This window comes from Pseudomonas sp. PWP3-1b2 (genome assembly GCF_049896045.1).
Taxonomy (GTDB): domain Bacteria; phylum Pseudomonadota; class Gammaproteobacteria; order Pseudomonadales; family Pseudomonadaceae; genus Aquipseudomonas; species Aquipseudomonas antarctica_B.
The window spans coordinates 46518-69750 of record NZ_JAFCTN010000016.1 but is presented as its reverse complement, the minus strand read 5'-3'; the positions used below and the strand labels follow the sequence as shown (position 1 = coordinate 69750).

General features: G+C 58.5%; 19 protein-coding genes and 1 pseudogene. 9 read left to right on the top strand and 11 right to left on the bottom strand.

Translation table 11 applies throughout. From position 1 onward, the window contains the following. Positions 1–10: 10 nt before the first annotated feature. Complete coding sequence (locus ACP7A2_RS12950; protein ID WP_426134505.1) at positions 11–808, top strand: acyl-CoA thioesterase; 798 nt, start codon at positions 11–13, stop codon at positions 806–808. Between the two features lie 3 nt (positions 809–811). On the opposite strand, the pseudogene ACP7A2_RS12945 reads toward ACP7A2_RS12950, so the two are convergent. From ACP7A2_RS12945 to ACP7A2_RS12925, 5 genes and pseudogenes are all read right to left on the bottom strand, one after another. Continuing rightward, a pseudogene (locus tag ACP7A2_RS12945) lies at positions 812–1173 on the bottom strand (terminase). A gap of 249 nt (positions 1174–1422) precedes the next feature. Beyond that, on the bottom strand, positions 1423–1815 hold the full coding sequence (locus ACP7A2_RS12940; RefSeq protein ID WP_426134504.1) for an Imm50 family immunity protein: 393 nt from the start codon (positions 1813–1815) through the stop codon (positions 1423–1425). Then, positions 1812–6527 carry an RHS repeat-associated core domain-containing protein gene (locus ACP7A2_RS12935; protein ID WP_426134503.1) on the bottom strand — a complete coding sequence of 1572 codons (4716 nt, stop codon included), beginning with the start codon at positions 6525–6527 and terminating at the stop codon, positions 1812–1814. Before ACP7A2_RS12935 ends, ACP7A2_RS12940 begins: the two co-directional genes overlap by 4 nt. A 198-nt stretch (positions 6528–6725) precedes the next feature. Then, positions 6726–8207 carry a methyl-accepting chemotaxis protein gene (locus tag ACP7A2_RS12930; protein ID WP_426134502.1) on the bottom strand — a complete coding sequence of 494 codons (1482 nt, stop codon included), beginning with the start codon at positions 8205–8207 and terminating at the stop codon, positions 6726–6728. Positions 8208–8303: 96 nt separating this feature from the next. Continuing rightward, positions 8304–9110: a TatD family hydrolase gene (locus tag ACP7A2_RS12925; protein WP_426134501.1), complete on the bottom strand. Its 807-nt coding sequence runs from the start codon at positions 9108–9110 to the stop codon at positions 8304–8306. Between the two features lie 236 nt (positions 9111–9346). Here ACP7A2_RS12925 and ACP7A2_RS12920 point away from each other — a divergent pair, with 236 nt between their 5' ends. From ACP7A2_RS12920 to ACP7A2_RS12910, 3 genes are all read left to right on the top strand, one after another. After that, positions 9347–10768 (top strand): transglycosylase SLT domain-containing protein, encoded by a 1422-nt coding sequence (locus ACP7A2_RS12920; RefSeq protein WP_426134500.1) that lies wholly within the window; start codon positions 9347–9349, stop codon positions 10766–10768. A 102-nt stretch (positions 10769–10870) separates the two neighbouring features. Then, positions 10871–11305: a DoxX family protein gene (locus tag ACP7A2_RS12915; protein WP_426134499.1), complete on the top strand. Its 435-nt coding sequence runs from the start codon at positions 10871–10873 to the stop codon at positions 11303–11305. Between the two features lie 272 nt (positions 11306–11577). After that, entirely contained in the window at positions 11578–11886 is a 309-nt protein-coding gene (locus ACP7A2_RS12910; protein ID WP_426134498.1) for a class I SAM-dependent methyltransferase, read from the top strand. A gap of 17 nt (positions 11887–11903) precedes the next feature. On the opposite strand, the gene ACP7A2_RS12905 is transcribed toward ACP7A2_RS12910, so the two are convergent. Genes ACP7A2_RS12905 through ACP7A2_RS12895 form a run of 3 tightly spaced genes read right to left on the bottom strand, consistent with a single transcriptional unit; the run spans position 11904 to position 15313 of the window. Continuing rightward, positions 11904–13649, bottom strand: coding sequence for a Gldg family protein (locus tag ACP7A2_RS12905; RefSeq protein WP_426134497.1), 1746 nt, complete (start codon positions 13647–13649; stop codon positions 11904–11906). 15 nt (positions 13650–13664) lie between these two features. After that, positions 13665–14390 carry an ABC transporter permease gene (locus ACP7A2_RS12900; RefSeq protein WP_426134496.1) on the bottom strand — a complete coding sequence of 242 codons (726 nt, stop codon included), beginning with the start codon at positions 14388–14390 and terminating at the stop codon, positions 13665–13667. Then, positions 14387–15313 (bottom strand): ABC transporter ATP-binding protein, encoded by a 927-nt coding sequence (locus tag ACP7A2_RS12895; protein WP_426134495.1) that lies wholly within the window; start codon positions 15311–15313, stop codon positions 14387–14389. Before ACP7A2_RS12895 ends, ACP7A2_RS12900 begins: the two co-directional genes overlap by 4 nt. Before the next feature lie 239 nt (positions 15314–15552). On the opposite strand from ACP7A2_RS12895, the gene ACP7A2_RS12890 reads away from it, so the two are divergent. Both ACP7A2_RS12890 and greB read left to right on the top strand, forming a co-directional pair. Next, positions 15553–16554 (top strand): hypothetical protein, encoded by a 1002-nt coding sequence (locus ACP7A2_RS12890; protein WP_426134494.1) that lies wholly within the window; start codon positions 15553–15555, stop codon positions 16552–16554. A 125-nt stretch (positions 16555–16679) separates the two neighbouring features. Beyond that, on the top strand, positions 16680–17153 hold the full coding sequence (gene greB / locus ACP7A2_RS12885) for a transcription elongation factor GreB (RefSeq protein ID WP_426134493.1): 474 nt from the start codon (positions 16680–16682) through the stop codon (positions 17151–17153). A 45-nt stretch (positions 17154–17198) separates the two neighbouring features. Here the strand turns inward: greB and ACP7A2_RS12880 are convergent, their stop codons facing one another. Together ACP7A2_RS12880 and ACP7A2_RS12875 are read right to left on the bottom strand one after the other, a co-directional pair. Further along, complete coding sequence (locus tag ACP7A2_RS12880) at positions 17199–19709, bottom strand: ABC transporter permease (RefSeq protein WP_426134492.1); 2511 nt, start codon at positions 19707–19709, stop codon at positions 17199–17201. Further along, the gene (locus ACP7A2_RS12875; RefSeq protein ID WP_005786391.1) at positions 19709–20392 is read right to left on the bottom strand and encodes an ABC transporter ATP-binding protein; all 684 of its coding nucleotides are present in this window, start codon (positions 20390–20392) and stop codon (positions 19709–19711) included. The genes ACP7A2_RS12880 and ACP7A2_RS12875 overlap by 1 nt, the downstream gene beginning before the upstream one ends. A gap of 10 nt (positions 20393–20402) precedes the next feature. On the opposite strand from ACP7A2_RS12875, the gene ACP7A2_RS12870 reads away from it, so the two are divergent. The 3 genes from ACP7A2_RS12870 to ACP7A2_RS12860 all read left to right on the top strand — a co-directional run bounded on the left by ACP7A2_RS12870 (position 20403) and on the right by ACP7A2_RS12860 (position 22415). Continuing rightward, the gene (locus ACP7A2_RS12870) at positions 20403–21008 is read left to right on the top strand and encodes an arylesterase (protein ID WP_375068950.1); all 606 of its coding nucleotides are present in this window, start codon (positions 20403–20405) and stop codon (positions 21006–21008) included. Between the two features lie 58 nt (positions 21009–21066). After that, positions 21067–21360, top strand: coding sequence for a hypothetical protein (locus ACP7A2_RS12865; RefSeq protein WP_003189866.1), 294 nt, complete (start codon positions 21067–21069; stop codon positions 21358–21360). A gap of 83 nt (positions 21361–21443) precedes the next feature. Continuing rightward, positions 21444–22415 (top strand): L,D-transpeptidase family protein, encoded by a 972-nt coding sequence (locus ACP7A2_RS12860; RefSeq protein WP_426134491.1) that lies wholly within the window; start codon positions 21444–21446, stop codon positions 22413–22415. A gap of 122 nt (positions 22416–22537) precedes the next feature. Here ACP7A2_RS12860 and oprI read toward each other — a convergent pair whose 3' ends face one another. Continuing rightward, positions 22538–22789 (bottom strand): outer membrane lipoprotei OprI, encoded by a 252-nt coding sequence (gene oprI, locus ACP7A2_RS12855; RefSeq protein ID WP_003172710.1) that lies wholly within the window; start codon positions 22787–22789, stop codon positions 22538–22540. Positions 22790–23233: the final 444 nt, after the last annotated feature.

Here is a 23233-nt window from a genome sequence, read left to right as displayed (position 1 = left end):
TGAGGTTGCCATGCGCTTCTGTGATTTGCTCGACGCCGCCCGTAGCAATCCGCTGGATGTCACCATCCCCTCCGAGTGGGCTCAGGGTCGCGCAACCTTCGGTGGCCTGGTGGCTGCGCTGCAATACGAAGCCTTGCGTGCTCACGTGCCGCAAGGTCGGCCCTTGCGCTCGCTGGCAGTCACTTTTGTAGGCCCGGTTACTCCGGATGTACCTGCCAGTTACCAGGTCGAAGTGCTGCGCGAAGGCAAAGCCGTCAGCCAGTTGCTTGGCCGTGTAGTGCAAAACGGTGAAGTCGCGACACTGGTGCAGGCCAGTTTTGGCGCGTCCCGTGAGTCAGAGATTGAGGTCGCCAGCGAAGCGCCGCCGACGTTCAAACACTGGGATGAGTGCCAGGAGTTACCCTACATCAAGGGCGTCACCCCTGAATTCATGAAACACGTGGCGATGCGCTGGAGCGTCGGCGGGCTGCCGTTCACCGGCAACAAGTCTCGCGACATGGGCGGTTGGGTTCGGTTGCGTGGCGATGTGAAAGAAGAACCGCTGACCGAGGCACATATCCTCGCACTCGTCGACGCCTGGCCTCCAGCTTTGCTGCCACACCTGAAAAAGCCTGCTCCGGGCAGCACGCTGACCTGGACCATCGAATTCATTCAACCGCTGCAAAACCTGACCACCCTCGACTGGTGCCAGTACTACGTCAATATCGAACACGCCCGCGACGGCTATGGCCACGCCGCCGCTGCACTCTGGAGCCCGACCGGCGAACTGATCGCCATCAGCCGCCAGACCGTAGTGGTCTTCGCCTGACGCTCAGTGACGGTGGCGCTGGCACCAGGAGTGCCGTAGGCCACTGCTCACTGCAGGGGCGTAAAGATCAATAATTGCTAGATCACCAGACGCTGAACGGCATTTTTGCGATCACTAAACGGCTCACTGGCTTGTGCTTCCAGGCGTTGGCCCTGACGCTTGAGTGCCACGCCAGCGAAAATGCCGACGATGCCTACGGCGACGCTCGCCAGGCTCAAGCTGAACGCACCGGAGATAATCAACAGAAACCCGATGATGAACAGCGGCACTGCAATCAGCTGCAGCGCGAGGTTAGTCGGGTGCTGGTGATTTTGTGGGTAGTTGCGCCATTGCCAGGCGGGGTGATTGGGGTGACGTTTGCCCATGATGGTGAATCCTCTGTCCGTTTGATTAGCATGGTCAGAGTCTAGGTGGGAGCGTGTGGGGCGGCGAATTGAGGTTGGCTATGGAGGGCATAGAGGGCAATTTGTGGCAAACGACTGTCATGCCCAAATTACACAGTCGTGGTCATCCATGTGTACCAGGAATGTGAGCTCGTTATCGGTTACCCAAGATAATCTGACTGGCGTGGGTTAATCAGATTATTCGCGCTTCTTCTCGTATCAATAGCAAGCTCAGTCCGGATCGTTGATATACACCGAGGGTCCGCAAAGCGAGATATACTTTGCTTTGAATTCAATGGCTGATGTTTTGGAATTGGCTCGTAAGTCATAAAAGTTTTCGTATTTGGTTATTACCATTTTCAGCGGTTCGCCAGTTGGGATATTAATAATCTTTACATCGCTTAGGCCTCCGCAATCCAAACCTATCCTGCATGTATTGAATCCCTCCGTGATCCATTTCTTTGGTGGGGCATCGGGAAGCTCGGAAATATCGAAACCTAAACCAATATTGGGTCTGTCATTGTCAATGGTTACAGAGAAAAGTGTTATTTTTCCTATCTCTACTGGATAGGTAAATACTTTATTAAAAAAAATAGCGTTCTCTAGTTCATTCCAAAATTTCATTTCTTATCTCGAAAGTAATAGTGGTCTTTGGTACCTTCCAGTTTTCCATTTTTTGGCCTTTCTTTTGGTCGAAGGTTGAAATGTGATGGTTGATCGCCATGGCCTTCAGATGCAAAATACTTATGTCCAGCACCGTGATCTTGAATCAAGATTTTAGTGCCGTTAGCGCGTGTGAACTCATACTCTCGCGTCATTACTGGTATGCCTCGCTCATTGAGAACTTCGTTATTTTGCTTGTCCCTCATAGATACCATTGAATATTGCCTTGTTTTCCCCAGTCTGGGGTCAAATGCCGGGTCAGGGTGTTGCGTACGCGGAATTCCTGCATCGGCCTTAGCTTGTTTGAATGCACCATTCCTTGAAACCTCCGGTGCAGAAAGTTCTGCAGGTTTATCACATTCTAGGTTTGTCCTACCTTTCGGTGGGCAGTTCGCGCTCAACCCTAGTGGGTCTACCCATCCTGTTGGATTGGGCACGTATTGGTACGCGTTGATCCCACCCGCCAGCTTCACCGGGTCCGGCGTCAGGTAGCGACCAATATCCGGATTGTAGTACCGATGGCGGTTGTAGTGCAGGCCGCTTTCCGCATCGAAGTATTGGCCCTGGAAGCGCAGCGAGTTGTTGATTTTGCCTACGTCCAATCGGCTGATTTTGCCGTAGGCCTTGTAATGCGCAGACCAGACGATTTCGCCGTTGGGATCGGTGAGTTCCTGCGGCGTGCCGAGGTGGTCGAGTTGGTAGTGGTAGGGCTTGGTTTCTTTTGGGCCAAAGCCTTCCAGCATTGCCAGCGGGCGAAAGCTGTCGGGTTCGTAGATGAAGCTGCGATGGCAGTCCGCGTGATGCTCGGCGATCAGCTTGTCGCCTTGCCAGAAGAATTCCGTGGTTATGTCGTCAACGGTTTTGCTGATGCGCCGACCAAACGGGTCGTAGCGGTAGCTGGCGGTTTGTCCGTCTGGTTGGGTAATGCCAATCAACCGATGCTGGCAGTCGTAGCGGTATTCGGTGACCAGCCGATGTTCGCGCCCACTTCGTTCACGGATCAAATTGCCGAAGGCGTCGTAGTCGTACTGATGATCGCCCTGAATCATCAACCGATTGCCGGCCACGATGTCCGGCCCTGGCCGGTCGTGCATCAGCACGTTGCCTGCTGGCGTGTGGCTGAAACGCTCTTGCTCGTCCTGCGAATGATCGGCGCGAATCAGGCGGGCGAGGGGGTCGTATCGGTAGTGATGGTCGCCTTTTCGGGTGTCGATGAGGCGGGTGAGGTTGCCGATTTTGTCGTAGGTGTATTGGCGGCGGGAGAGGGCGCCGTCGACGTCGCTGATGCCTTGGTTGAACAGGCGCCCATGGTTGTCATATTGGTAGCTGCTGAGGAGTTTCCCCTGGCCGCGTTGGTGTTCTCGGCCGGCTTCGAATATATGGGTGGTGAGGACGCTGCCGTTCAGTTCAACCGTTTGGAGGTCGCCGCCTTTTTTGTGGTTGAAGGCCAACCGGTTGTTGTCCGGCAGTCGCAGGTTTTTAAGCTGACCGCAGGCGTCGTAGCCGTAGCGCAGGGTGCCCCACCCCTGGTGTTCGGCGGTGAGGCGGTTTTGCTGGTCGTACTCGTAAGCGAGCGCCCAGTGACCATCGTTGACGCCAAGTAGATTGCCTTGGCGGTCGTAGCTGTAATCGACGCTTTTGCCATCGGGGAGGGTTTTTCGTACGAGGCGCCCGGCGTGGTCTCGCTCGTAACGGGTGATTAGCTGGCTGCCGTCGTCGCCGTGTTCGGTCTTTTCCTGCAGGTTGCCGTTGAGGTCGTAGACGTAGGCGGTGCGCTGGCCGTCAAAACCAACCTCTTGCTGGATCAGGCCGTTGGGATGGTATTGCAACGCATAGGTCTCGCCGACCTCGTTCTCTATCTCGGTCAGCAACAACCGCGCGTTGTCGTAGCGATACTTAACCTGGCTGCCGTCGGCATTGATGCGACGACTGATCAGGTGCAGCCCATCTGCATAGTCGTAGCGAGTAATGCGGCCCAGTTCATCACATTCAGCAGTGATTTTTCCGTAGGGGTTGTAGCTGTATTCCCGCGATACGCCACCTGGCTGGGTGAGTTTCAGTAAACGTCCTACAGCATCCCAGCGGTATAGCGTGAGCTCCCCGCGCTCGTCTTCGCGAGTCACCTGCCGGCCCAGATCGTCGTACCGATAACGCCGTTCACAGCCGTTCGGTAGTTGTTCCTTGATGAGCTGGCCGCGCTCATTCCAGATCAGGCGGTGGCAGCTGTGATCCGGGAGAAATACAGCCGTCAGTAACCCATGTTTGTTGTAGCTGTAATCCGTGATGCTGCCGTCAGGATTGGTCTTGCGCGTGATATCGCCCTGATCATTGCGCTCATACTTCCAAATCGCGTCACCACGACGTACAACCCGTACGAACCCGTTGTCATGCTCGTAGGACGTCGGCTCATCGTCTCCGGGAAACAACGCCACGAGGCGTCCGGCTTCGTCGTACTGATACGCCGTCACCGCCCCCAGCGGGTCTTGCTCAACCGTCAGTCGGCCTTTGTCGTCGTAGGACTTGAGGTGCTGCGCGCCATCAGGGTCAACACGCTGCACCAGCCGCGCCCGCTGGTCATGCACGTAAACTTCTTGGCTGCCATCAGCGTTATGAACCGTCACACTGCGGTCATCACCCCACACATACCGCGTATCCATCTGCGAAAAACTGGCCCAGTGCCGAACACACCGCGCCGCCTTTCCAGAGCGCTCCCACTCCCAAAAGAAGCTCGCCCCACCGGCCAACTGGCGTTCAAGAATGACGTGCTGCTCGTCGTACCGATAAACCTCACTTTCGCCTACGGCATTGGTCGCCGACGTTAGTCGTCCAATGTCGTCATAGCTGTAGGAAACAACGTTCTGCTCAGTAACCCAAACAAGCGGCCCAGGCCCTTCTGCCCGATGAACCTGATAGTCCACCGCAACAATATGGCCATGCTCATAGCGCAAAAGCAGCGAACGACCCACGCCGTTATCGAGCCGCTCAACCCGTCCCAACAGGTCCCGAAAAATCCGCAGCCTGTTGTCGTATGTGTCGCTGATCGCTGTTAGCGAACCATCGCGAAAGTGGTAGAACCGCGAGCCCTGAGCCAGCACCAACTCATCAGGCAACGAACCCAAATAAATCGCAGCTTCAGCGAGACTGTTGGTGATCGCAGGCCGGGAAACAGTAGGAAGCGGAAACTCGGTAATCCGATTCTCGTGATCCGTCCAAACCACCGAATCGCCCACCACCGCCAGCCGCTGCGCCAGCGAATGACTCCAGCCAAACCCCAACCCGCAATCCACTTCCACCGCACTGGTGCGATACAACCGCGTCCACTCAAACGGCAAAATCCCGTCCAAAGTGCCGTCAACCAGTGTCAGCAGTTCCTCCCCGGTCACCATCGACACCGGGCAACCGTTGGTAGCGGTCTTATCCGCAGAAGCCGCCGCATCTCCGTTGGGGTTCTTACCAGTCGAGGGCACATCGTCGACATGCTCTTGCCTGACCAACACCGTCCGCTGCGTCTTGCCACGAACCGCCGGCACCGGGTTCGAAACCACCTGATCCCCAGCCTTCAACGACGCAGCCGGAATCGTTTTGATCGTCGTCGCCTTACTGCCGAGCAACAACGGCTTGGCCGTTTCGGTATGTGCATCCAGCTTTGGCCCCGCAAGCTGATCGGCCAGTGCCTCCAGCCACTTGCGCACTCGCCCGGACTTGATATGCCCCAGCACCTGCACGCCCAGGCGAATTTTCACTCCCATGCCCCGTGTCGCCCGAACCAGCAACAGGCTGATCAAGACCTCACCGGTGATTTCCCCGAGCAGTTCAAACATTTCTGGCGGCGGCAGCATGCGTATCCGGCCGACAATTGCAGACAGGTAGATAAACAGCAGTGGCTCATCGCTGAGCACAAGCAGACCCTGCGCAATCGCGTCGCTACCGAGTTTCAGCAGTTCGTCGAGTTCGCCCTGGGAGATGTACTGGAGCAATCTCTCGCTGTTGGGTTTGATGTTCACCAGAAGGTCAACCAGTTGCGTGATGTTGTCCCAAAGGTTGAACAGCGCCTGAATCATCCCGGCTGAAAACGCAGCGCCCTGCATGAGTCTGCGTTCGAGAGGTTTGGCTTTTGAATAGTCGTCCCATTGGCCGCTGTAGGTCGTCGCCCACTCCTCACGCAGGCGAACTTCCAGCCCGGCAATCACCGACTGATAAGACGCATACAGCGCCTTGATGTGGTCCCTGGAAACGTTGGGGTAGAAAGTGATTTGGTAGCGTTGGTCGCGGGTGCATTCCTTCACTTCAAGAATGCCGCTCGGACCGATGGTGTGATGAATCGGCGCCCCGGTTGGGGTGCCATCCATGGCGATGGCTTGGAGCATCACCGGCGTATTGCCGATGGGCACAAATTGCGTGCTTTCAAACATATGCACCAGGGTCAGCGAGCCCTGGTCTTTGCACGTGGCAACGGTAGCGCTTGGCGCGTTGGAGGAAGCCGGCGTCACGAGCGCGACCTCATCCCCAACCTTGAACACTTGCTCGACTTCCAGTGCCGAGCCAGTCCAGAAGCTCTCGGCCCAATCATCGAAGGTGTTCAGGCACTCCCGGAAATCACGAAAGACACTTTCAATGTCTGGCGCTTCGGAGTTCATGGGGGTCAAGACGAACGTGCCGATGACCGGCATCAAAAGGCAGCCCTACAGGGCAAAGTGATAACTGAGAAGTACATCGGCGTTCCCTCGCACTGATTGATCAGGCGAAAGACTTTGGAGAGGTTCGTCAGGAAAAGAAGTCGGCGCTATTCGCCAGAAGGGGTAGGGCGTTTCGCCAAAGCCCTCGGAAAATCGAGGGCTTTGGGTAGGCGTTGGATTACAGAGTAAGAGGCCTTACAACTTTAACTGCCCAATCGCCTTGCTCAACTCCCCAGCCAGCGTCGCCAGTTCGTTGCTGGTGGTCGCCGAGCCCACGGTTTGCTGCACCGTGTTTTCGGTCACATCACGAATGCTCACCACCGCGCGGTTCATCTCTTCGGCGACATGGCTTTGCTGTTCGGCGGCGACCGCGATTTGCGTATTGCTTTCACGCATTTGGGCCACGGCGCCGGTGATTTCGGCGAGGGCGGCGCCGGCTTCCTGGGCTTGTTTTACGCAGTCGTCGGCCTTGAAGGAGCTTTCCTGCATGAAGTCCACCGCGTCGCGGGTGCCGGCTTGCAACGCGGTGACCATCCGGGTGATTTCGTCGGTGGAGCTTTGCACGCGTTTGGCGAGGTTGCGCACTTCGTCGGCGACTACCGCAAAACCACGGCCCATTTCCCCGGCGCGGGCGGCTTCGATGGCGGCGTTGAGGGCGAGCAGGTTGGTCTGTTCGGCGATGCTGTGGATCACGCCGACGACGCTGTTGATTTTCTGGCTGTCTTCGGCGAGTTTCTGGATCATTTCGGCGGTTTGCTGCACGCCGGTGGACAACCCGGCGATCGAGCGTTGCACGCGGGTTACCACTTCCTGGCCGCTGCCGGCGAGGGTGTCGGCGGTCTGGGAGAGGTCGCGGGTGGCGCCGGCGTGTTGCGCGATGTGGTGGACGGTGGCGGTCATTTCGTTGATCGCGGTGGCAGCCTGGTCGGTCTCGCTTTGCTGGCCGAGCATGCCGTGCTGCACTTCGTTCATGCTGCTGGCCAGGCGCGCGGCGCCCTCATCCAACTGTTTGGCGGTGTGTGCGACGGTGTTGACCACGCGCTGGTAGCCGGCTTGCATGGCGTTGAACGCGCTGGCCATCTGGCCCACTTCGTCCTTGCAGGCCAGTGGCACGCGGGCCGACAGGTCGCCGGTTTTTTCCACGTGCAGCATCACGTCCTTGAGGGTGTTGAGTTGGCTGAGCAGAAAGCGGATCAGCAACTGCGAGGCGCCCAGCATCGCCAGCATCAGAATCAGCACCGCCACGGCGTAATTGGCAAAGCGCTCGCCAAACACCTGGCTCACGCTGCGCCCGTAGGCCAGCACGGCGATGTGTTGGCCGTCAGCCCGGGCGATCACCTCGGCACCGATGAGTGGGTTTTCACCCAACAGGGGCCTGTGATTGAGTTCGACCCAGCCGCTGGCTGTGCTCAAGGCTGACAGATCATGACTTTCAAGCTGTGGGATTTGGCCGCGTGCGAATGTCAGCCATTGCTCGCTCTTTGGCAATGCTGTGGCAGCAGGCCAAGCGCTGAGCAAACGGCCTTGCGCTTGGGCCGAGGCCTGCGATGCCTCGTTGCGCGCTTGTTGTTCGAGTTGCACGGCGTACAGCACCAGCAACAGCGTGGTGATGAAGGCGACCGCGTTGACAGCCCAGAATTTGTATTTCAGCGAGATATTGCTAAGCCAGGCACCCATGGAAGGTTTTCTCTGATAGCGGAAACAGCATTGGCAAGGTGCTATTATTGTGCCGCTACTCAGGAAGGCGGTTTTGACATGGGTCAATGCGCCGCGTCAATCCACGTGGGGTAACCCAAAAAAGGTGCGGGCGCAGGCAGTGCTGTGTTCAGCCAGGTCTTCTACGGATTCGTTGCGGTGCAGGGCAACTTCGCGCAGCACTTGCGGCAGATAGGCCGGTTCATTGCGGCCATTTTTCGGCTTGGGGCGCAGGGTGCGTGGCAGCAGGTAGGGCGCATCACTCTCCAGCATCAGGCGGCCCCGTGGGATTTCGCTGACCAGCGGATGCAGGTGCGTCCCACGACGTTCGTCGCAGATCCAGCCGGTGATGCCGATGTGCAGGTCCAGGTCGAGGTAGCTGAACAGCGCGTGTTGCTCGCCGGTGAAGCAATGCACCACGGCGGCGGTCAGGTGGTCGCGGTAGCCCTTGAGAATGTCCAGCAAGCGCTGGTTGGCGTCGCGCTCATGCAGGAACACCGGCAATTTGAGTTCAACGGCCAGGGCCAAGTGTTCTTCGAGCACCTTCTCTTGTTGTGGGCGCGGGGAAAAATCCCGGTTGAAATCCAGCCCGCATTCGCCCACCGCTCGCACGCGGCTTTCAGTGAGCAAACCGCGCAACCGCTTGGCGCTGTCACCGTTCCAGTCGCTGGCGGAGTGGGGGTGAATGCCGGCGGTGCTGAACAGGCGTTGGCCGCTTTCATCGAGTTTTACGCACAGTTCCAGGGCCTGTTCGCTGCCCTCGACACTGGTGCCGGTGAGCACCAATTGTTGCACCCCGGCAGCGTAGGCACGGTCGAGAACGGCGTGGTGCCTCTCGTCGAAACTGGGGTTGGTCAGGTTGACGCCGATATCAATGAGTTGCATGGTGCTATCTCCGCCTACGGTCGGAAAGCATATCAGAGCTGTAGATTTATAAGAAAAACTAAGAACTACAACAAGTTATAGCTGTCTTTGAACGTCGCAAGTGACATTGTGGTGAGTCGTTCGCCTTCCACCCTGCCGCCGTTGCACGCAAAGCCTGCGCATAAAGCGCTCTGTTTCTGACCCCCAGTACCGCGTCTTTCGCGACGGCGCTGGCCAGTATTCTTTCCGGAGAGCGGATGATCCGACCCTCGGCGTTGCTTGTGTTGTGCCTGACGTTACTGCTGCCCATGGCGGCGGTTGCACGGTTGGACGGGCCGCTGGAAGTGACCAAGCCCGGCAAAGTGCGTGACCTGGCGCAGATTCGCTCCAGCCGCACCCTGCGCGTACTGGTCAACCAGAGCCGAAACAGTTCCGGTGAAGTCCAGGGCCAGGCCATCGGAGTCGAATACCATCGACTGCGCGCCTTCGAGCAATACCTGAACGGCCACGCCCGCGATGGTGAGGAAATTACCCTCAAGATCATTCCCAAAGCCAAGGACCAACTGCTCGGCGCGCTGGCCCGTGGCGAGGGCGACCTGGTGGCGCCCGGTGAATTGCTGGATGTGAAGGCCGCGCACAAAATCAGCGCCAGCGACCCGATTGCCAGCGATGTGCCGTTATGGCTGGTTGGCGTCAAGGGTGAGCGACGCTTTACCAGGCTGGAGCAGCTGTCTGGCCGCACCCTGGCGCTGACCACCGGCAGCGCGGCCGCAGATGCGATCAGCCAGGTCAACCAGAAGCTGGCGCTGCACAAGCAGCCGCCGATAAAGGTGGAGTGGGTCGACCCGACGCTGGCAGTGGAAGATGTACTGGAGATGGTCCAGGCGGGCATTTTCCACCTCACCATCGTCGAAAAACCCATCGCTGAACGCTGGTCGAAAATCTTGCCCAAACTGCGTTTTGATCGGCAGGTGGTAATCAGCGAACCGGGCGACGAATACTGGTTCGTGCGCCAGGACGCTTCGATGTTGCGCGCCAGTATTGATCGGTTCCTCAAGACTTACCGAACCCCCTCCGACCAGGACGTGGCGTTCCAGCGCATTTACCGACGCCTTTACCAGGTTCGCAACCCACTGGCCCGCGCCGACCGTCAGCGCCTGGAAAAACTGCGCCCGGTCCTGCAAAAGCATGCACGCGAGCAGGGTATGGACTGGCTGAACCTTGCTGCGCTGGCCTTCAAGGAGTCCGCGTTCGACCCCGGCGCGCGTAACAGCGGTGGCCCAACCGGCCTGATGCAAATCACCCCGTCTGCGGCGCAACGGGTGGGCGTCAACAATATCGAGAGTCTGGACAGCAATGTGCAGGCGGGCGCCCGCTACCTGGCGATGATCCGGCGCAAGTTCTTTTCCAGCCCCAAACTCAATGAGCGCGAGCGCATGGCCTTTGTGCTGGCGGCTTACAACATGGGGCCTGAACGCGTGCAAGGGATGCGCGCGGAGGCTCGTCGCCGGGGGCTAAACCCGAACCAGTGGTTCTTTCAGGTGGAGCGCATTGCCATGGAACAGGTAGGAATGGGCGGCGTCAGTTATGTGAACAGCGTCAACAAGTATTACCTGGCGTTTGATCGGGAGCGAGAATCCCTTGAGCCTTCAGCGTCCAAAGTTGCCTCACGTAAATAATCGAATTAATCGATATTTATAAGGCGATTTTTCGGCTTTTATCATTGTTTAATCTGATTAATATAGCGGCCAACAGACCCCTACTTTGAAAGGATTAGCACCATGAGCCCACTGATCAACCGCATGTTGTCCACCCGCGCCAGCTACGGCCTGGCCGTTTTGCGGATTTTCATCGGCATCATCTTTGCGGCTCACGGTTCGCAAAAACTCTTCGGCTGGTTTGGCGGTGGCGGTCTGGCCGGCACTGCACAGTGGATGGAAAGCATCGGCCTGGCGCCAGGCACCTTGATGGCGCTGTTGTCGGGTGGCACTGAGTTCTTCGCAGGCCTGGCTCTGATCATCGGCCTGCTGGCGCGCCCTGCGGCACTGGGCTTGACCATCTTGTCGCTGGTAGCGATCTTCTCGGTGCACATCCATAACGGCTTGTTTATGGCCAACAATGGTTACGAGTTTGCCCTGGCCTTGCTCGGCGGCTCATTGGCGGTGTTGTTTGAAGGCGCCGGCAAACTGTCCGCCGACCGCGCCATTACCGGCTGAGCCTCTCACGAAAGCCTGACGCCAGACCTGAAAAGGCCCGCCATGAGCGGGCCTTTTCGTTAATCGGGATTCTTGACACGGCCCTATTGGCTTCTCTAGGATGCTTCCCATGCGCCGATTTAAACAGCTAATTGCGGGGCGCCACTGGGACTCAATGCAGCCCGACAGAAACATGCACTCCTCCAGGAGGCAAGTTTCGAAATTCCGCTAAAGCGCTGGTTCGGTGTTGCCTCTCACCTGCCCGCAGACTTTTGAGGCAGAGACACGACACGATGAATGCACTAAGCCCCCTCATACGCCTGGCCCCGATTACTGCGGACCTGACTCAACGCAATCCGAAAATCCTCTTGGGCGGCAAGCACCAGCCGACGCTGCTGCGTTACCTGGACGGCTGGCCGCGTCGCACCGGGCGGCCTTCGGCGTTTCTGATCCAGTTTGTTGAAGATGGCGATTCCCTGGCGCGCTTTGCCAGCGACAGCTTTGACCTGGCGGTTATCCAGGCGCCAAGTGCCAGCGAGGCCGGCGAAGTGATTCGCCAACTGACGCGCATTGCCCGACAAGGGCTGATTGCTCGGCGTTGATCGCCGCCCCTGAATGATCAGTGAAAAGCGACGCCTGCTGCTGATCGACGCCTGCGTTGATGCAGAAACAGCGCCAACGCGATCAGGCATAACAGCAACGGCACCGGCACAATCATGAGCAACGTCAGGTTTCGCTGGGTGCGATGCGTCTGTGCGTAAGCCTCGACCTTGAGCGCGTGTAACTCCATGGGCAGTCGCAGGCGTTCTTTGTTGAGTGCCTGCAACTGGGTATTGGTGTCCACCGCTTGTGAGCCGAAACCGCTGTTCTGCGCACGGGTCTCTTGCCACGCCTGTTCTGTTCGTTCAAGGCGTCGTTCCAGCTCACGCGCTTTTTGCGTGTAGGCGAGCGCGGCGGCCTCGCGCAGTTGCTCCAGCGGGTTCAGCGACTGGCTTGGCAGGGGACGGGGCCGGATGCTCGCAAGCACCTCGGAGGAGGCCAGGTTATCCAAAGTGTTCAATACAAACAGCGCGTTAGTGTTCGGGGCCGACTGGGTTACGTCATCGGCGAGCAGGTCTGTGTCGGCGACAACCACCATTTGTATGTGTGCGGCTTTTTGCAAGCCGGGTGGCTGTCCTTCGATGCCGTCGGGAAATGCAGAGTAGGCAGGTCCTTCGATGCGAGCGGCCACCGTGTAGTGTTGAGCAGGTGTGGACGTCTGCGTGAAGAGTGAATCAAGCGCGGTCGCCGGTGAAAACTGTGCGTCATCCAACAGGGCAGATTGCCTTGAACTTTGAAGCAATGGCGTGAGCGTGATGCGGCTTTTCTTGACGCGTCCCAATGCGCCACTGCTCGACAGGATCACCGAACTCAGCTTCCAGGTGCTGATATCGTTGGTCGTCATGGCCTGGCGCGGCAGGTTTAACCTGGCCGGATGCACGACAGGGGGCCCACTTGAGCCAAGGGTGGCCGATGCGACATAAAGGTTGTCGATAAGCAGTTTATCGGCTGGCATCTGTATGCCCCATGCGGAGAGCAAGCCGTCCAGCGGCGAATCTGCTTTCGTGGCGCTGGCGTCCATCTCGCTCAGCGGGTCGATAAAGATCATCAGCTTGCCGCCCCTCAGCACGAACTGTTCAATCGCATAAAGCGTTTGTTCGGGCAGTGCACGCGGATGCACGACCATCAAGGTCGCCATCGAAGGCGGCACCTCTTTGAGAGTCGATGCCAGTTCAACCAGGTTGAAATGCTCGCGCAGTTGCTCCAGCACATCGCCCGCAGATTCATCCAGCACCAGCCCGGACAGCAAGCCGACCGTGGCAGGTTCAGGGTGAATCAACTTGTAGATCAGGTGGCTGATTTCATATTCAAGCAAGGGTTCATCGTCTGGGCTAAAGGCCTCGATACGTTGCGCGCCCTGGCCCGCACGGGTGCCGATGAGACCCAGGAACCCTTGTGTGTCGTCGAGGCCGAACAAGCCGGCTTTATAGGCGTCTTCTGAATAGGGTGCGGGGTCGATAAGGTGCAGGTTAATCATGCCCCCTGCGGCTTTTTCATACTCCTTGAGCAGGTCTTCCACTCGGTCGCCATAGCGCTTCAACGCTGTGCTTTTTGATGGGTCGCTGCTGGCGTTGAAGTAATACAAATCCAGCGGACTTTCGAGGGTGGTGAGGAGTTGCCGCGCCTGGGGCGACAAAGTGTGCATTTTTTGCTTTGAAAAGTCCCAGCGCACATCGGGGACGTTAGTTATCCAGACCAGGTTGAATGCCAGAAAGAGTAGCGATATGACAATAAGTGTCATCCCCGTACGAAGAGCAGATCGCATAAGTTGATCTCCTTATCAACGCACTTTGTAGTTGAGGGTGACAATCGTCGCTGAAAGAAAAGCAACGATCATGCTGACGAAGTACAGTCCGTCACGCAGCGTCAGCTTGCCATTATCGACTGTGTCAAAGCGAGAAATGGGGTTCAGCGAGATAATGCAATCTATTACCCAGACCGGCGCCTGATGCTCCAGCGCATCGAGGGTAGAGGACAACGCGCTGACGCTCAGCAATAACCCCAGCGTCAACACGAAAATAACGACACGTTGGCGCGTCAGTGCGCAAACAAAACAACCGACCGATAAGTAACTTCCTGCCAATAACAGGCTGGCCAGGAACTGTGAAGCGATCACGCTATTGTCGGCGCTGCCGAAGTAATTGGCGACGAGCACGATTGGAAACGTCAGCGACAGTGCAAGGCAACACACAAGCCATGCCGCCAGAAATTTCCCGATCACCTGTTCCGACGCGGTGAGCGGCAGCGTTTTCATCGTATTGAGGAAGCCGGCGTTGTGCTCGTCCGACCACAGTTGCGTCGACAGCGTTGGAATCAGCAGTAAATACAGCCAGGGATGCAGTTGGAAAAACACCTGTAAGTCACTGCTGCCCCGTTCCATCCACTGGCTGGTGTACAACCCGAGTGCGGCACACAGCAACAGGAATGCGATTACGCTCAGGTAGGTGCCTGGCGCACAAAAATAGCTGGCGAGTTGACGCCTGAAAATGACCGGCAGCAGTTTCAAAGGGGTACCTTTTGGCTCAGGTGATGAACGACTTCGTTCAGGCGACCTGGCTCCAGACTCAGTGAAGTTATGGCCCAGCCGCGGCTGGCGATGAGTGCACTTACATGGGGAAAGATCGTGTGCCCGGGCATGGCGAGTACGGTTACGGTGCCGGGCGCATGACGGTCTTCCTCAATGCCGGCGACACCGGGTAATACTGCAAGCGCCAGTAGATCCACTGGCGTCTCGGCAGCCAGGGTGACGGAGCGGTAGTGCCGTGAGTGGCGTTGCAAGTCGGGCAGTGGCGTGTCCGCCACCAACTGGCCGCTGGCGAGAACCAGTGCACGGGTGCAGAGAGTGGACAGTTCGTTGCAATGGCGGGAGGCAATGATCACCGTCATTTCTGTGAGCAACGACTGAATCAGTGTCTTGAACTTGAGCAGTTGATCAGGCGACAGCCCCTCTGTCGGCTCGTCCAGCAACAGCAGGCTGGGGGAGTGCAGGATTGCCTGGGCGATGGCTACCTTGCGCCGGGTTTCGACAGAAATCACGTCCATGGGCGCATCGAGCACTGGCAGTAATTCCAGGCGTGTGGCTGCCCGCTCTACCCGGTTGCGTTTCTCGGCCCCGCTGAAACCCCGAATGGCGGCAATGAAGTTGAGTACGCCTTTGACCGACATCCGATCATGGCTCAGGCCGCCCTGGAGTTGATAGCCGAGCATGTGTTGTGCTTGAAGAGGGTGGGTCTGGGAATTGAATCCCTCAAGCGTGATTTGCCCGCCTGTGGGCTTTGCCAAACCGGCGATCAAGTTCAGCAGGGTTGTTTTACCCGCGCCACTTTCTCCGAACAAACCAATACATTCCTCGCGCCCGGCGCAAAACGAAACGTCATTGATGACGGGTCTCTTATTCAGCTGTTTAGTCAGGCCGCTTATCTCGAGCATTTTTTTACCGAATAAATTAGGCAGTGCGTAGGAAAAGTGCTCGCGGTGAACGGTTGAGCCTTAAAAAGCCTACGTTTAATAGTTGCTCTTGGGAACGACGGGGCGCGTTTAACAGAAAAGTCCTACGTCAAATCGGATTACTTGCTGAAACAATTGCGGTGTTTCGAGACTTATAAATAGTCAGATGTTTATCTGGCGCTTATGTAAGGTTTGCTCTTTTGTAATGAGGCCTGATTACCATGATGCTTCTACGTACTCTTGTTCTGGAACGCGACGGGCAAGATGCACTGGTCAACGGTGCGTTGCTCTGCGGTTTTGCTGTCGCTCAGACCGACTCCAACTTTCTCGTTTACAGCCTGGATGAAGAGACCGAGCCCGGTAACTCCAGGGTCTATATTGCTGCGCTGCGTAAAAAACTCGACCGGTACTTTCTGGGGGGGGTTGAATCCAAGGAAGACTTGCAAGTGGCCATGCAGGTGTTTAAACAAATCCTGATGGCGGCAGCAGCCTCGGGCACCAAGACAAGTGCCGCGCTTGACACCTCGATGGCCTACCATTTTATTGATCTGAAAGGTTGCAAGTTGCCGCCGGCCAGGCCCGAGGATCATCACTCGATGATCATCAAGAAAGCCCTGGTCATGAAGGTGATTACCCTGGGTATGTCGGCTCCCACATTGCCGGCAATCGAGAGCGCTTCGTTGATCGTGCCGTCCATTCGTTTCTCTTCGCAAATGGTCTCGCCGCCCAGAATCAGGAGCCAGCCTGAGCCCGCTCAGCCGCCTGTGCAGGAGCCTGTCAGTGAGGTAATGGAAACGGCGGATACCGCAGTTGAAGTGTCGCCGGTTGAATCCAGTGCGCCGCCTGTTCCGGTGGTTGAGCGCAGTGAACCTGTGCCAGCCAGACCCTCTGCCCAGATGGAACAGGCTTCGTTGGTCGAAGTTGACAGCACACTCACCAGCCTTGCCAGGGTTGCCCAGGAACTGACGCAACAGAAGCGCGCGGTCACTGAGCGTGAGGAGATGCTGGAACAATGGCAGGCTCGACTGGAGCAGGCGCAACACGAACTGGATGAAAAGGATCGTGAGGTGGAGCAGCGCGTCTCCAGGCTTCAGAGCGAGCAAGTGGAGCTGAGCCACAAAGCCGAGAAAACCACGCTGGCGATGTCGCAGTTGGTTGGAATGCGCGAGCGTTTGCGCGGTGCGCTCCTGGAGTTGGATCAGGCGTTGGAGGGGCAGGCTTGAATCGAGGTGTTATCCGATCTGGCTACTTTTGCCGGTTCATTTATCATCAACCCCTGCCCGCCGACGCCAAGGCATGATGCCCTGGCGTTTCGGCACCATTGGACACTGCCTGGGGATGCGAGCGTTTGAGTACCAAGCTGATTACCAAAGAAGGTCATGAGGCGCTGAAAAAGGAGCTGGATTACCTGTGGCGTGAAAAGCGCCCGGATACCACGCGCAAAGTGACCTGGGCGGCCTCGTTGGGGGATCGCAGCGAAAACGCGGACTACCAGTACAACAAGAAATTGCTGCGTGAGATCGACCGGCGGGTGCGCTACCTGCGCAAACGCCTGGAAGACATGCGCGTGGTGGAGTACATGCCCGAGCAGGAGGGCAAAGTCTTTTTTGGCGCCTGGGTCGATATTGAAAATGAGCGGTGCGAGACCAAACGGTTTCGCATTGTGGGGTACGACGAGATTTACGATCGGATGGATTACATCTCCATCGACTCGCCCATGGCGCGGGCGCTGCTGCGCAAGGAAGTCGACGATGAAGCCATGGTCCAGACGCCGAGCGGAGAAGTGTGCTGGTGGATCACCGGTATCGAATATGAAAAGTAGAGGCTGATGGCCCGCTCCCTGATGAAGGGGCGGGCCATTTGCTTTTCAGCCTTCGCGCAACACCGTCAGCGGGCTGGCATTCAAGGCGCGGCGCGTCCCGAATACTCCGGCACCGCCGATCAGCACGGCACCGATCACCGGCAGTAACAGCAGCCACGGGTGAGGGTGCCACGCCAAGTCAAATGCGTAGCGGTACAGCACCCATGTCACCAGTTCCGTGCCGAGTGCCGCCAGCAGGCCGCTGACGGCGCCCAGCAAGCCGAACTCAATGCGCCGGGCCTTGACCAGCAACTTGCGCTCGGCGCCCAATGCGCGCAGCAGCGCACCCTGGCGAATGCGCTCATCAAGGGTGGCCTGTAAGCCGGAAAACAGCACGGCCATCCCCGCCGCCAGCACAAACAGCAGTACATACTCCACCGCCAGCGTCACTTGGGCGAGGATGCTGCGCAACTGCTCCAGCAAGGCCTCGACTTGCAGGATGGTAACCGCCGGGAAGGCGCGGGACAGGTCAACAATCTGCTGGTCGTGCCCGGGTGCCAGGTAGAAGCTGGTCAGGTAGGTCGCTGGCAGGTCCTTCAAGGTGCCGGGCTGGAAGATCATGAAGAAGTTGGGCTGGAAGTTATCCCAGTTGATCGTCCGCAGGCTGGTCACCCGCGCTTCACGGTTTTCCCCGCCAACGGTGAACACCAGGTGGTCATTGAGTTTGAGTTTCAGGCTTTCGGCAACCTTGGCTTCAACCGAGACCCCAGGCACCTCATCGGTCGGTTGCTGCGACCACCAGGAACCTGCGGTCAGCACGTTGCCCGGTGGCAGGTCGGCGGCCCAGGTCAGGCTCAAGTCGCGTTGTACGGCGCGATCGCCGCTGGAATCCTTGCTGACGATTTCCTGCACGGGGGCGCCATTGATGCTGATCAATCGACCCGGAACCACCGGGTACAACGGCGCCGCTTGTGCCTGCACTTCGAGCAGCCGGGCACCAAACGCATCTTTGTCGGCGGGCAGGATATTCAGTGCGAAATAGTTCGGGGCATCCTTGGGCAGCTGGTTTTGCCAAGTGTCGAGCAGCTCGCCACGCAGCAAGGCGATCAAGCCCATCGACAACAGGATCAAGCCAAACGCCAGTGACTGGCCGGCCGCAGCCAGCGGGTGGCGCAGCAATTGGCCCAGGCCCAGGCGCCAGGGCAGGGAGGCACGTGCCAACAAACGCCGCAGGCTTTGCAGCAACAACAGCAGCAAGCCGCCGAGGATCAGCGCAGCCACCACGCCGCCGCCCAGTAAGGCGAAGGTCAGCACCAAATCGAGGCTCAGGCGCCACATGATCAAGCCGAGGGCGAACAGCGCAGCGCCGTAGACCATCCATGTACTGGAAGGGATAGGCAGCAAGTCCCGACGCAATACCCGCAAGGGCGGTACGCGACCCAGCGCCGCCAGCGGGGGCAGGGCGAAGCCGGCGAGAGCGACCAGGCCGGTGCCGATGCCGGCAACCGCCGGCAGCAGCCCGCCGGGCGGCACATCCGCTGGCAAAAGGTCATGCAGGAAATAGAACAGGCCAAACTGCGCCAGCCAGCCGAGTATGGCGCCAGCCAGGCTTGCCAGCAGGCCCAGCACGCTCAGTTGCAGGCTGAACAGCAGCATCGTTTCGCGGCGTGACAAACCCAGGCAGCGCAGCAATGCGCTGGCATCAAAGCGTCGGCTGGCAAAGCGGTTTGCCGACAGCGCCACGGCCACGCCCGCCAGCAATACGGCGACAAGGCTGGCCATGTTCAAGTAGCGCTCGGCCTTGCCCAATGCGCCACCGATTTGCTGGTTGCCATCGCGCGAATCCTGCAAGCGCTGGTTGGCGGCGAGGCCCGGCTTGACCAGGTCGCGATAGGTCTGCAGCACCGTCGTGCCTTGGGGCGCGCGCCACAGTTCGCGATAGCTCACGCGGCTGCCGGGCTGGACCACGCCGGTGGCGTCCAGGTCTGCCAGGTTGATCATCACCCGTGGCGTCAGGCTGTAGAAGTTGCCGGCGCGGTCGGGTTCGTAGGTGAGGATGCGCGCCAGGCGCAGGGTCTTCATGCCGACATCGATGCTGTCGCCGACTTTCAGGTTCAGCGCCGGCAACAGCCGCGCCTCCACCCAGGCCTCGCCAGGCTTGGGGCCGCCGCCCGTGGTTTCAGGGCCGAACGGCTGCGCAGCGCTTTTCAGCTCGCCACGCAGCGGGTACTGCTCATTCACCGCCTTGATGCTGGAAAGCTGAATGCCGTTATCCGTGGCGATGACGCTGGAAAACTCAACGATACGCGCGTGATCCAGGCCCAGTTCCGTGCCGGATTTGATTTGCTCGGGGCGGGCCGGTGAGCTGCCCTCAAGCACCAGGTCGGCGCCCAGAAATTCGGTGGCTCGCAACAGCATGGCGCCATTAAGGCGCGCGCCGAAGTAACCGATCGCGGTGCTGGCCGCCACGGCCACCACCAAGGCGAAAAACAATACGCGCAATTCACCCGCGCGGGCATCGCGCAGCAATTGGCGCATGGCAAGGCTGAACAGACGCAACAGCGGCAAGCGTGCCATCAAGGCTCCAGGGGCGCGACCATCAGGCCGGCTTCAAGGCGGATCAGGCGTCGGCAACGATGGGCCAGGCGCTCGTCGTGGGTGACGAGTACCAAGGTCGTGCCGCTTTCTTTATTGAGTTCGAACAGCAGGTCGCTGATGCGCTCGCCGGTGTGGCTGTCGAGGTTGCCGGTGGGTTCATCGGCAAACAGCACGTCCGGCTCGGCGGCGAATGCCCGGGCAATGGCGACACGTTGCTGCTCGCCACCGGACAGCTGGCGTGGCGAGTGGGTGAGGCGTTGCCCCAGGCCGACGCGCTCCAGCAGGTGTCTGGCGCGTTCGCGGGCGTCTTTGCGGCCGTCCAGCTCCAGCGGCAGCATCACGTTTTCGAGCGCGTTGAGGCTGTCGAGCAGTTGGAAAGACTGGAACACAAAACCCACGTGCTCGGCGCGGATGCGCGCGCGCTGGTCTTCGTCAAGCGTACTCAGTGCCTGCCCGGCAAGGGTGACTTCGCCGCTGCTGGGCAGGTCGAGGCCGGCGAGCAGGCCGAGGAGGGTGGATTTACCGGAACCGGAGCTGCCGACGATGGCCAGGCTATCGCCCTTGTTCAGTTCCAGGCTCAGTTCGTGCAGGATAGTCAGTTCACCTTCCGCGCTGGGAACCACTTTGCTAAGGTTTCGCGCGGTGAGAATGCTTGCGCCCATGGAGAATCCAATGCGAATGTGGTTTTTGAGTGCTGGCCTGGCCTTGATGTGCATGGCCCAGAACGCAGCGGCGGGTACAGTCCTGATCGTTGGCGATAGTATCAGTGCCGGTTTCGGCCTGGATACCAGCAAAGGGTGGGTAGCCCTGCTGGAACAACGGCTCAAGAAGGAAGGTTTTGACGATAAAGTCGTCAATGCCTCCATCAGTGGCGACACCAGTGCCGGAGGCCTGGCGCGGCTGCCGGCGGCGCTTGCAGAGCATAAGCCGGATGTGGTGATTCTCGAGTTGGGCGGCAACGATGGCCTGCGCGGCCAGCCACCTGCGCAATTGCAACAAAATCTTGCTTCGATGATCGACCAGTCCAAAGCGGGCGGCGCGAAGGTGTTGCTGTTGGGTATGCAGTTGCCACCCAATTACGGCCCACGCTACACCACAGCGTTCGCCGAAGTTTATGGTGAGTTGGCCAAAGAGAAAAACATCCCGCTGGTGCCGTTTTTCCTCGAAGGCATTGGTGGTCATCCGGAACTGATGCAGGCCGACCAACTTCACCCGGCAGTCGGTGCCCAGGGCAAGTTGCTGGAAAATGTCTGGCCGACGCTAAAACCGCTGCTATGACGCTTCTCTCGGGGCGGGCTTTCGGCTAAGGTGGCGCCCCCCCGATTTGGAGCCCCCGATGTCGCGTCCTGCCTGGTCCCTGTTTAACTACCAACTGATCGAGCCGGACGAGCAGTTGGATCTGTTCGCCTGCCAGGAAGTCCGGGTGCATCTGGTAGCGCGTCAGCTGGAATTGGGTGGCTCAATTGATCGCACGCTGTGCGGCACGTTATTGCCGGCGCAACCACGCTGGTCATCGGTCAATCGTTCGATCTTCCAGGACCAGCGGCTCTGCCCGTTGTGCCGGGCGATTCTGGAATCGCAAAAGCGCGGTACACCGCCGATCTGGCCAGAGCTGCGCTTCGAGCTGTAACGGCGGGCGGCTTGATGTTTGAGGCGCGCTTCACGTATACAATCAGATTTTTCCTACCCGTCGTTCTGCGAAGGATTTTCCGGATGTTGTCGCGCCTTTCCGTCGTCACCTGCTGCCTGTCTCTCGCTGCCCTCTGCGCGGCCGGTTCGGCAGCAGCCTTGCAGTTGCCTTTGCCACCACCCGGTGAAGACATCGTTGGTCAGGTCCAGGTGATCAAGGCCAAGTACGAAGACACCTTCGCCGACTTGGGCACCACCTATGACCTGGGCTATTCGGAAATGGTCGCGGCCAACCCTGGCGTCGATGCCTGGTTGCCCGGCGCCGGCACCGAGATTGTGCTGCCCACGCGGTTCATTCTGCCGCCGGGCCCACGCGAAGGCATCGTGATCAACCTCGCGGAATACCGGCTCTACTACTATCCGAAGGGTCAAAACGTCGTCTACACCTTTCCGCTGGGGATTGGCCGCGAGGGCTGGGGCTCGCCGGTTGCTCACACCACCATTACCGGCAAGATTCCCAACCCGACCTGGACGCCACCGGCGTCTATCAAGGCTGAACACGCCGCCAATGGCGACCCGCTGCCCAACGTGGTGCCGGCAGGTCCCGATAACCCGCTTGGGCCTTTCAAGTTCACCCTGGGTACGCCGGGTTACCTGATTCACGGTTCCAACATGAAATTTGGTATCGGCACGCGTACAAGCCACGGCTGCTTCCGCATGTTCAACAACAATGTGCTGGAAATGGCCGACATGGTGCCGGTGGGTACGTCGGTGCGCATCATCAGTGATCCCTACAAGTTCGGCACCAGTGGCGGCAAGGTCTACCTTGAAGCGCATACGCCGCTCAATGACGACGGCACGCCGTCGGTGGTCGACAAGCACACGGCAGTCATCAACGCCTTGCTCAAGCGTGAAGACCTGGCGAATAACCTGCGGGTGAATTGGGACCAGGTGCGTGACGTAGTGGCGGCTGAAGATGGCCTGCCTACCGAAATTGGCGTACCGGGCGGCAACCCACCCGTGGCGTCGAGCACGCCGGTCGATTTGCAGCAGTAAGCCTGGCTATTCAGAAGCCCGCTCCGGCGGGCTTTTTATTGCCCGGGATCCAGCGCCGAATCACAGGCAATAAAAAAGCCGATCCAAAAATGGATCGGCTTGATAACAACCCCGAAGGATTATTACTTGCGGCTTGCTTTTTCAAGCATGCGCAGAGCGCGCTCGTTAGCTTCGTCAGCAGTCTGTTGTGCTTTTTGAGCAGCAGCCAGAGCTTCATCAGCTTTACGGTAGGCTTCGTCTGCACGAGCCTGGGAGCGAGCTGCTGCGTCTTCAGTTGCAGTCAGACGAGCTTCGGTTTCTTTGGAGACGCTGCTGCAACCGGTAGCCAGAACTGCGGCCAGAGCCAGAGCAGAGAATTTCAGAACGTTGTTCATCGTGTTCCCCTTCAAGGACTTTCTATTAAATGGCTACTTTCTCAGAGTGAGCTGATAGCCGGCGTACATACTACTCATTACTTGTAGTAAGTAAACTGACGTAGCGCAAGAAGCAAAAAAAATTCATGCGACGATTCTATTTTGGCTAATCTTTTGGTGGTTTGTATAAAAACCGCGCAGAAAATTACATTTTTCAGGGAACTGGATCCATGCTGAAAGGTCCGGCCCGTATGTGTTAGGCCGTGCGGGCGAGTGAAATCTTATATAGCGTCGATGACACTTTCGTAACGCTCGCCTTTACCAGTCTCGGCATCTTTTGCGCATGTAGAGGTGACTTTAAGAGCGGCAGTTCGTCTCAAGCTTCAACTGCCGGCAATGTTCAGGCTATCGATCGCAGGTTGATCGAAGCCCTTCGTGTAACCGCCAGCGGCAGGGGATGATGAG

Excerpts from the sequence above, each read along its gene's own strand:
- ACP7A2_RS12950 (WP_426134505.1), top strand. The coding sequence starts at position 11 with ATGCGCTTCTGTGATTTGCTCGACGCCGCCCGTAGCAATCCGCTGGAT.
- ACP7A2_RS12940 (WP_426134504.1), bottom strand. The coding sequence starts at position 1,815 with ATGAAATTTTGGAATGAACTAGAGAACGCTATTTTTTTTAATAAAGTA.
- ACP7A2_RS12930 (WP_426134502.1), bottom strand. The coding sequence starts at position 8,207 with ATGGGTGCCTGGCTTAGCAATATCTCGCTGAAATACAAATTCTGGGCT.
- ACP7A2_RS12925 (WP_426134501.1), bottom strand. The coding sequence starts at position 9,110 with ATGCAACTCATTGATATCGGCGTCAACCTGACCAACCCCAGTTTCGAC.
- ACP7A2_RS12920 (WP_426134500.1), top strand. The coding sequence starts at position 9,347 with ATGATCCGACCCTCGGCGTTGCTTGTGTTGTGCCTGACGTTACTGCTG.
- ACP7A2_RS12915 (WP_426134499.1), top strand. The coding sequence starts at position 10,871 with ATGAGCCCACTGATCAACCGCATGTTGTCCACCCGCGCCAGCTACGGC.
- ACP7A2_RS12910 (WP_426134498.1), top strand. The coding sequence starts at position 11,578 with ATGAATGCACTAAGCCCCCTCATACGCCTGGCCCCGATTACTGCGGAC.
- ACP7A2_RS12905 (WP_426134497.1), bottom strand. The coding sequence starts at position 13,649 with ATGCGATCTGCTCTTCGTACGGGGATGACACTTATTGTCATATCGCTA.
- ACP7A2_RS12895 (WP_426134495.1), bottom strand. The coding sequence starts at position 15,313 with ATGCTCGAGATAAGCGGCCTGACTAAACAGCTGAATAAGAGACCCGTC.
- ACP7A2_RS12890 (WP_426134494.1), top strand. The coding sequence starts at position 15,553 with ATGATGCTTCTACGTACTCTTGTTCTGGAACGCGACGGGCAAGATGCA.
- ACP7A2_RS12880 (WP_426134492.1), bottom strand. The coding sequence starts at position 19,709 with ATGGCACGCTTGCCGCTGTTGCGTCTGTTCAGCCTTGCCATGCGCCAA.
- ACP7A2_RS12875 (WP_005786391.1), bottom strand. The coding sequence starts at position 20,392 with ATGGGCGCAAGCATTCTCACCGCGCGAAACCTTAGCAAAGTGGTTCCC.
- ACP7A2_RS12870 (WP_375068950.1), top strand. The coding sequence starts at position 20,403 with ATGCGAATGTGGTTTTTGAGTGCTGGCCTGGCCTTGATGTGCATGGCC.
- ACP7A2_RS12865 (WP_003189866.1), top strand. The coding sequence starts at position 21,067 with ATGTCGCGTCCTGCCTGGTCCCTGTTTAACTACCAACTGATCGAGCCG.
- ACP7A2_RS12860 (WP_426134491.1), top strand. The coding sequence starts at position 21,444 with ATGTTGTCGCGCCTTTCCGTCGTCACCTGCTGCCTGTCTCTCGCTGCC.
- oprI (WP_003172710.1), bottom strand. The coding sequence starts at position 22,789 with ATGAACAACGTTCTGAAATTCTCTGCTCTGGCTCTGGCCGCAGTTCTG.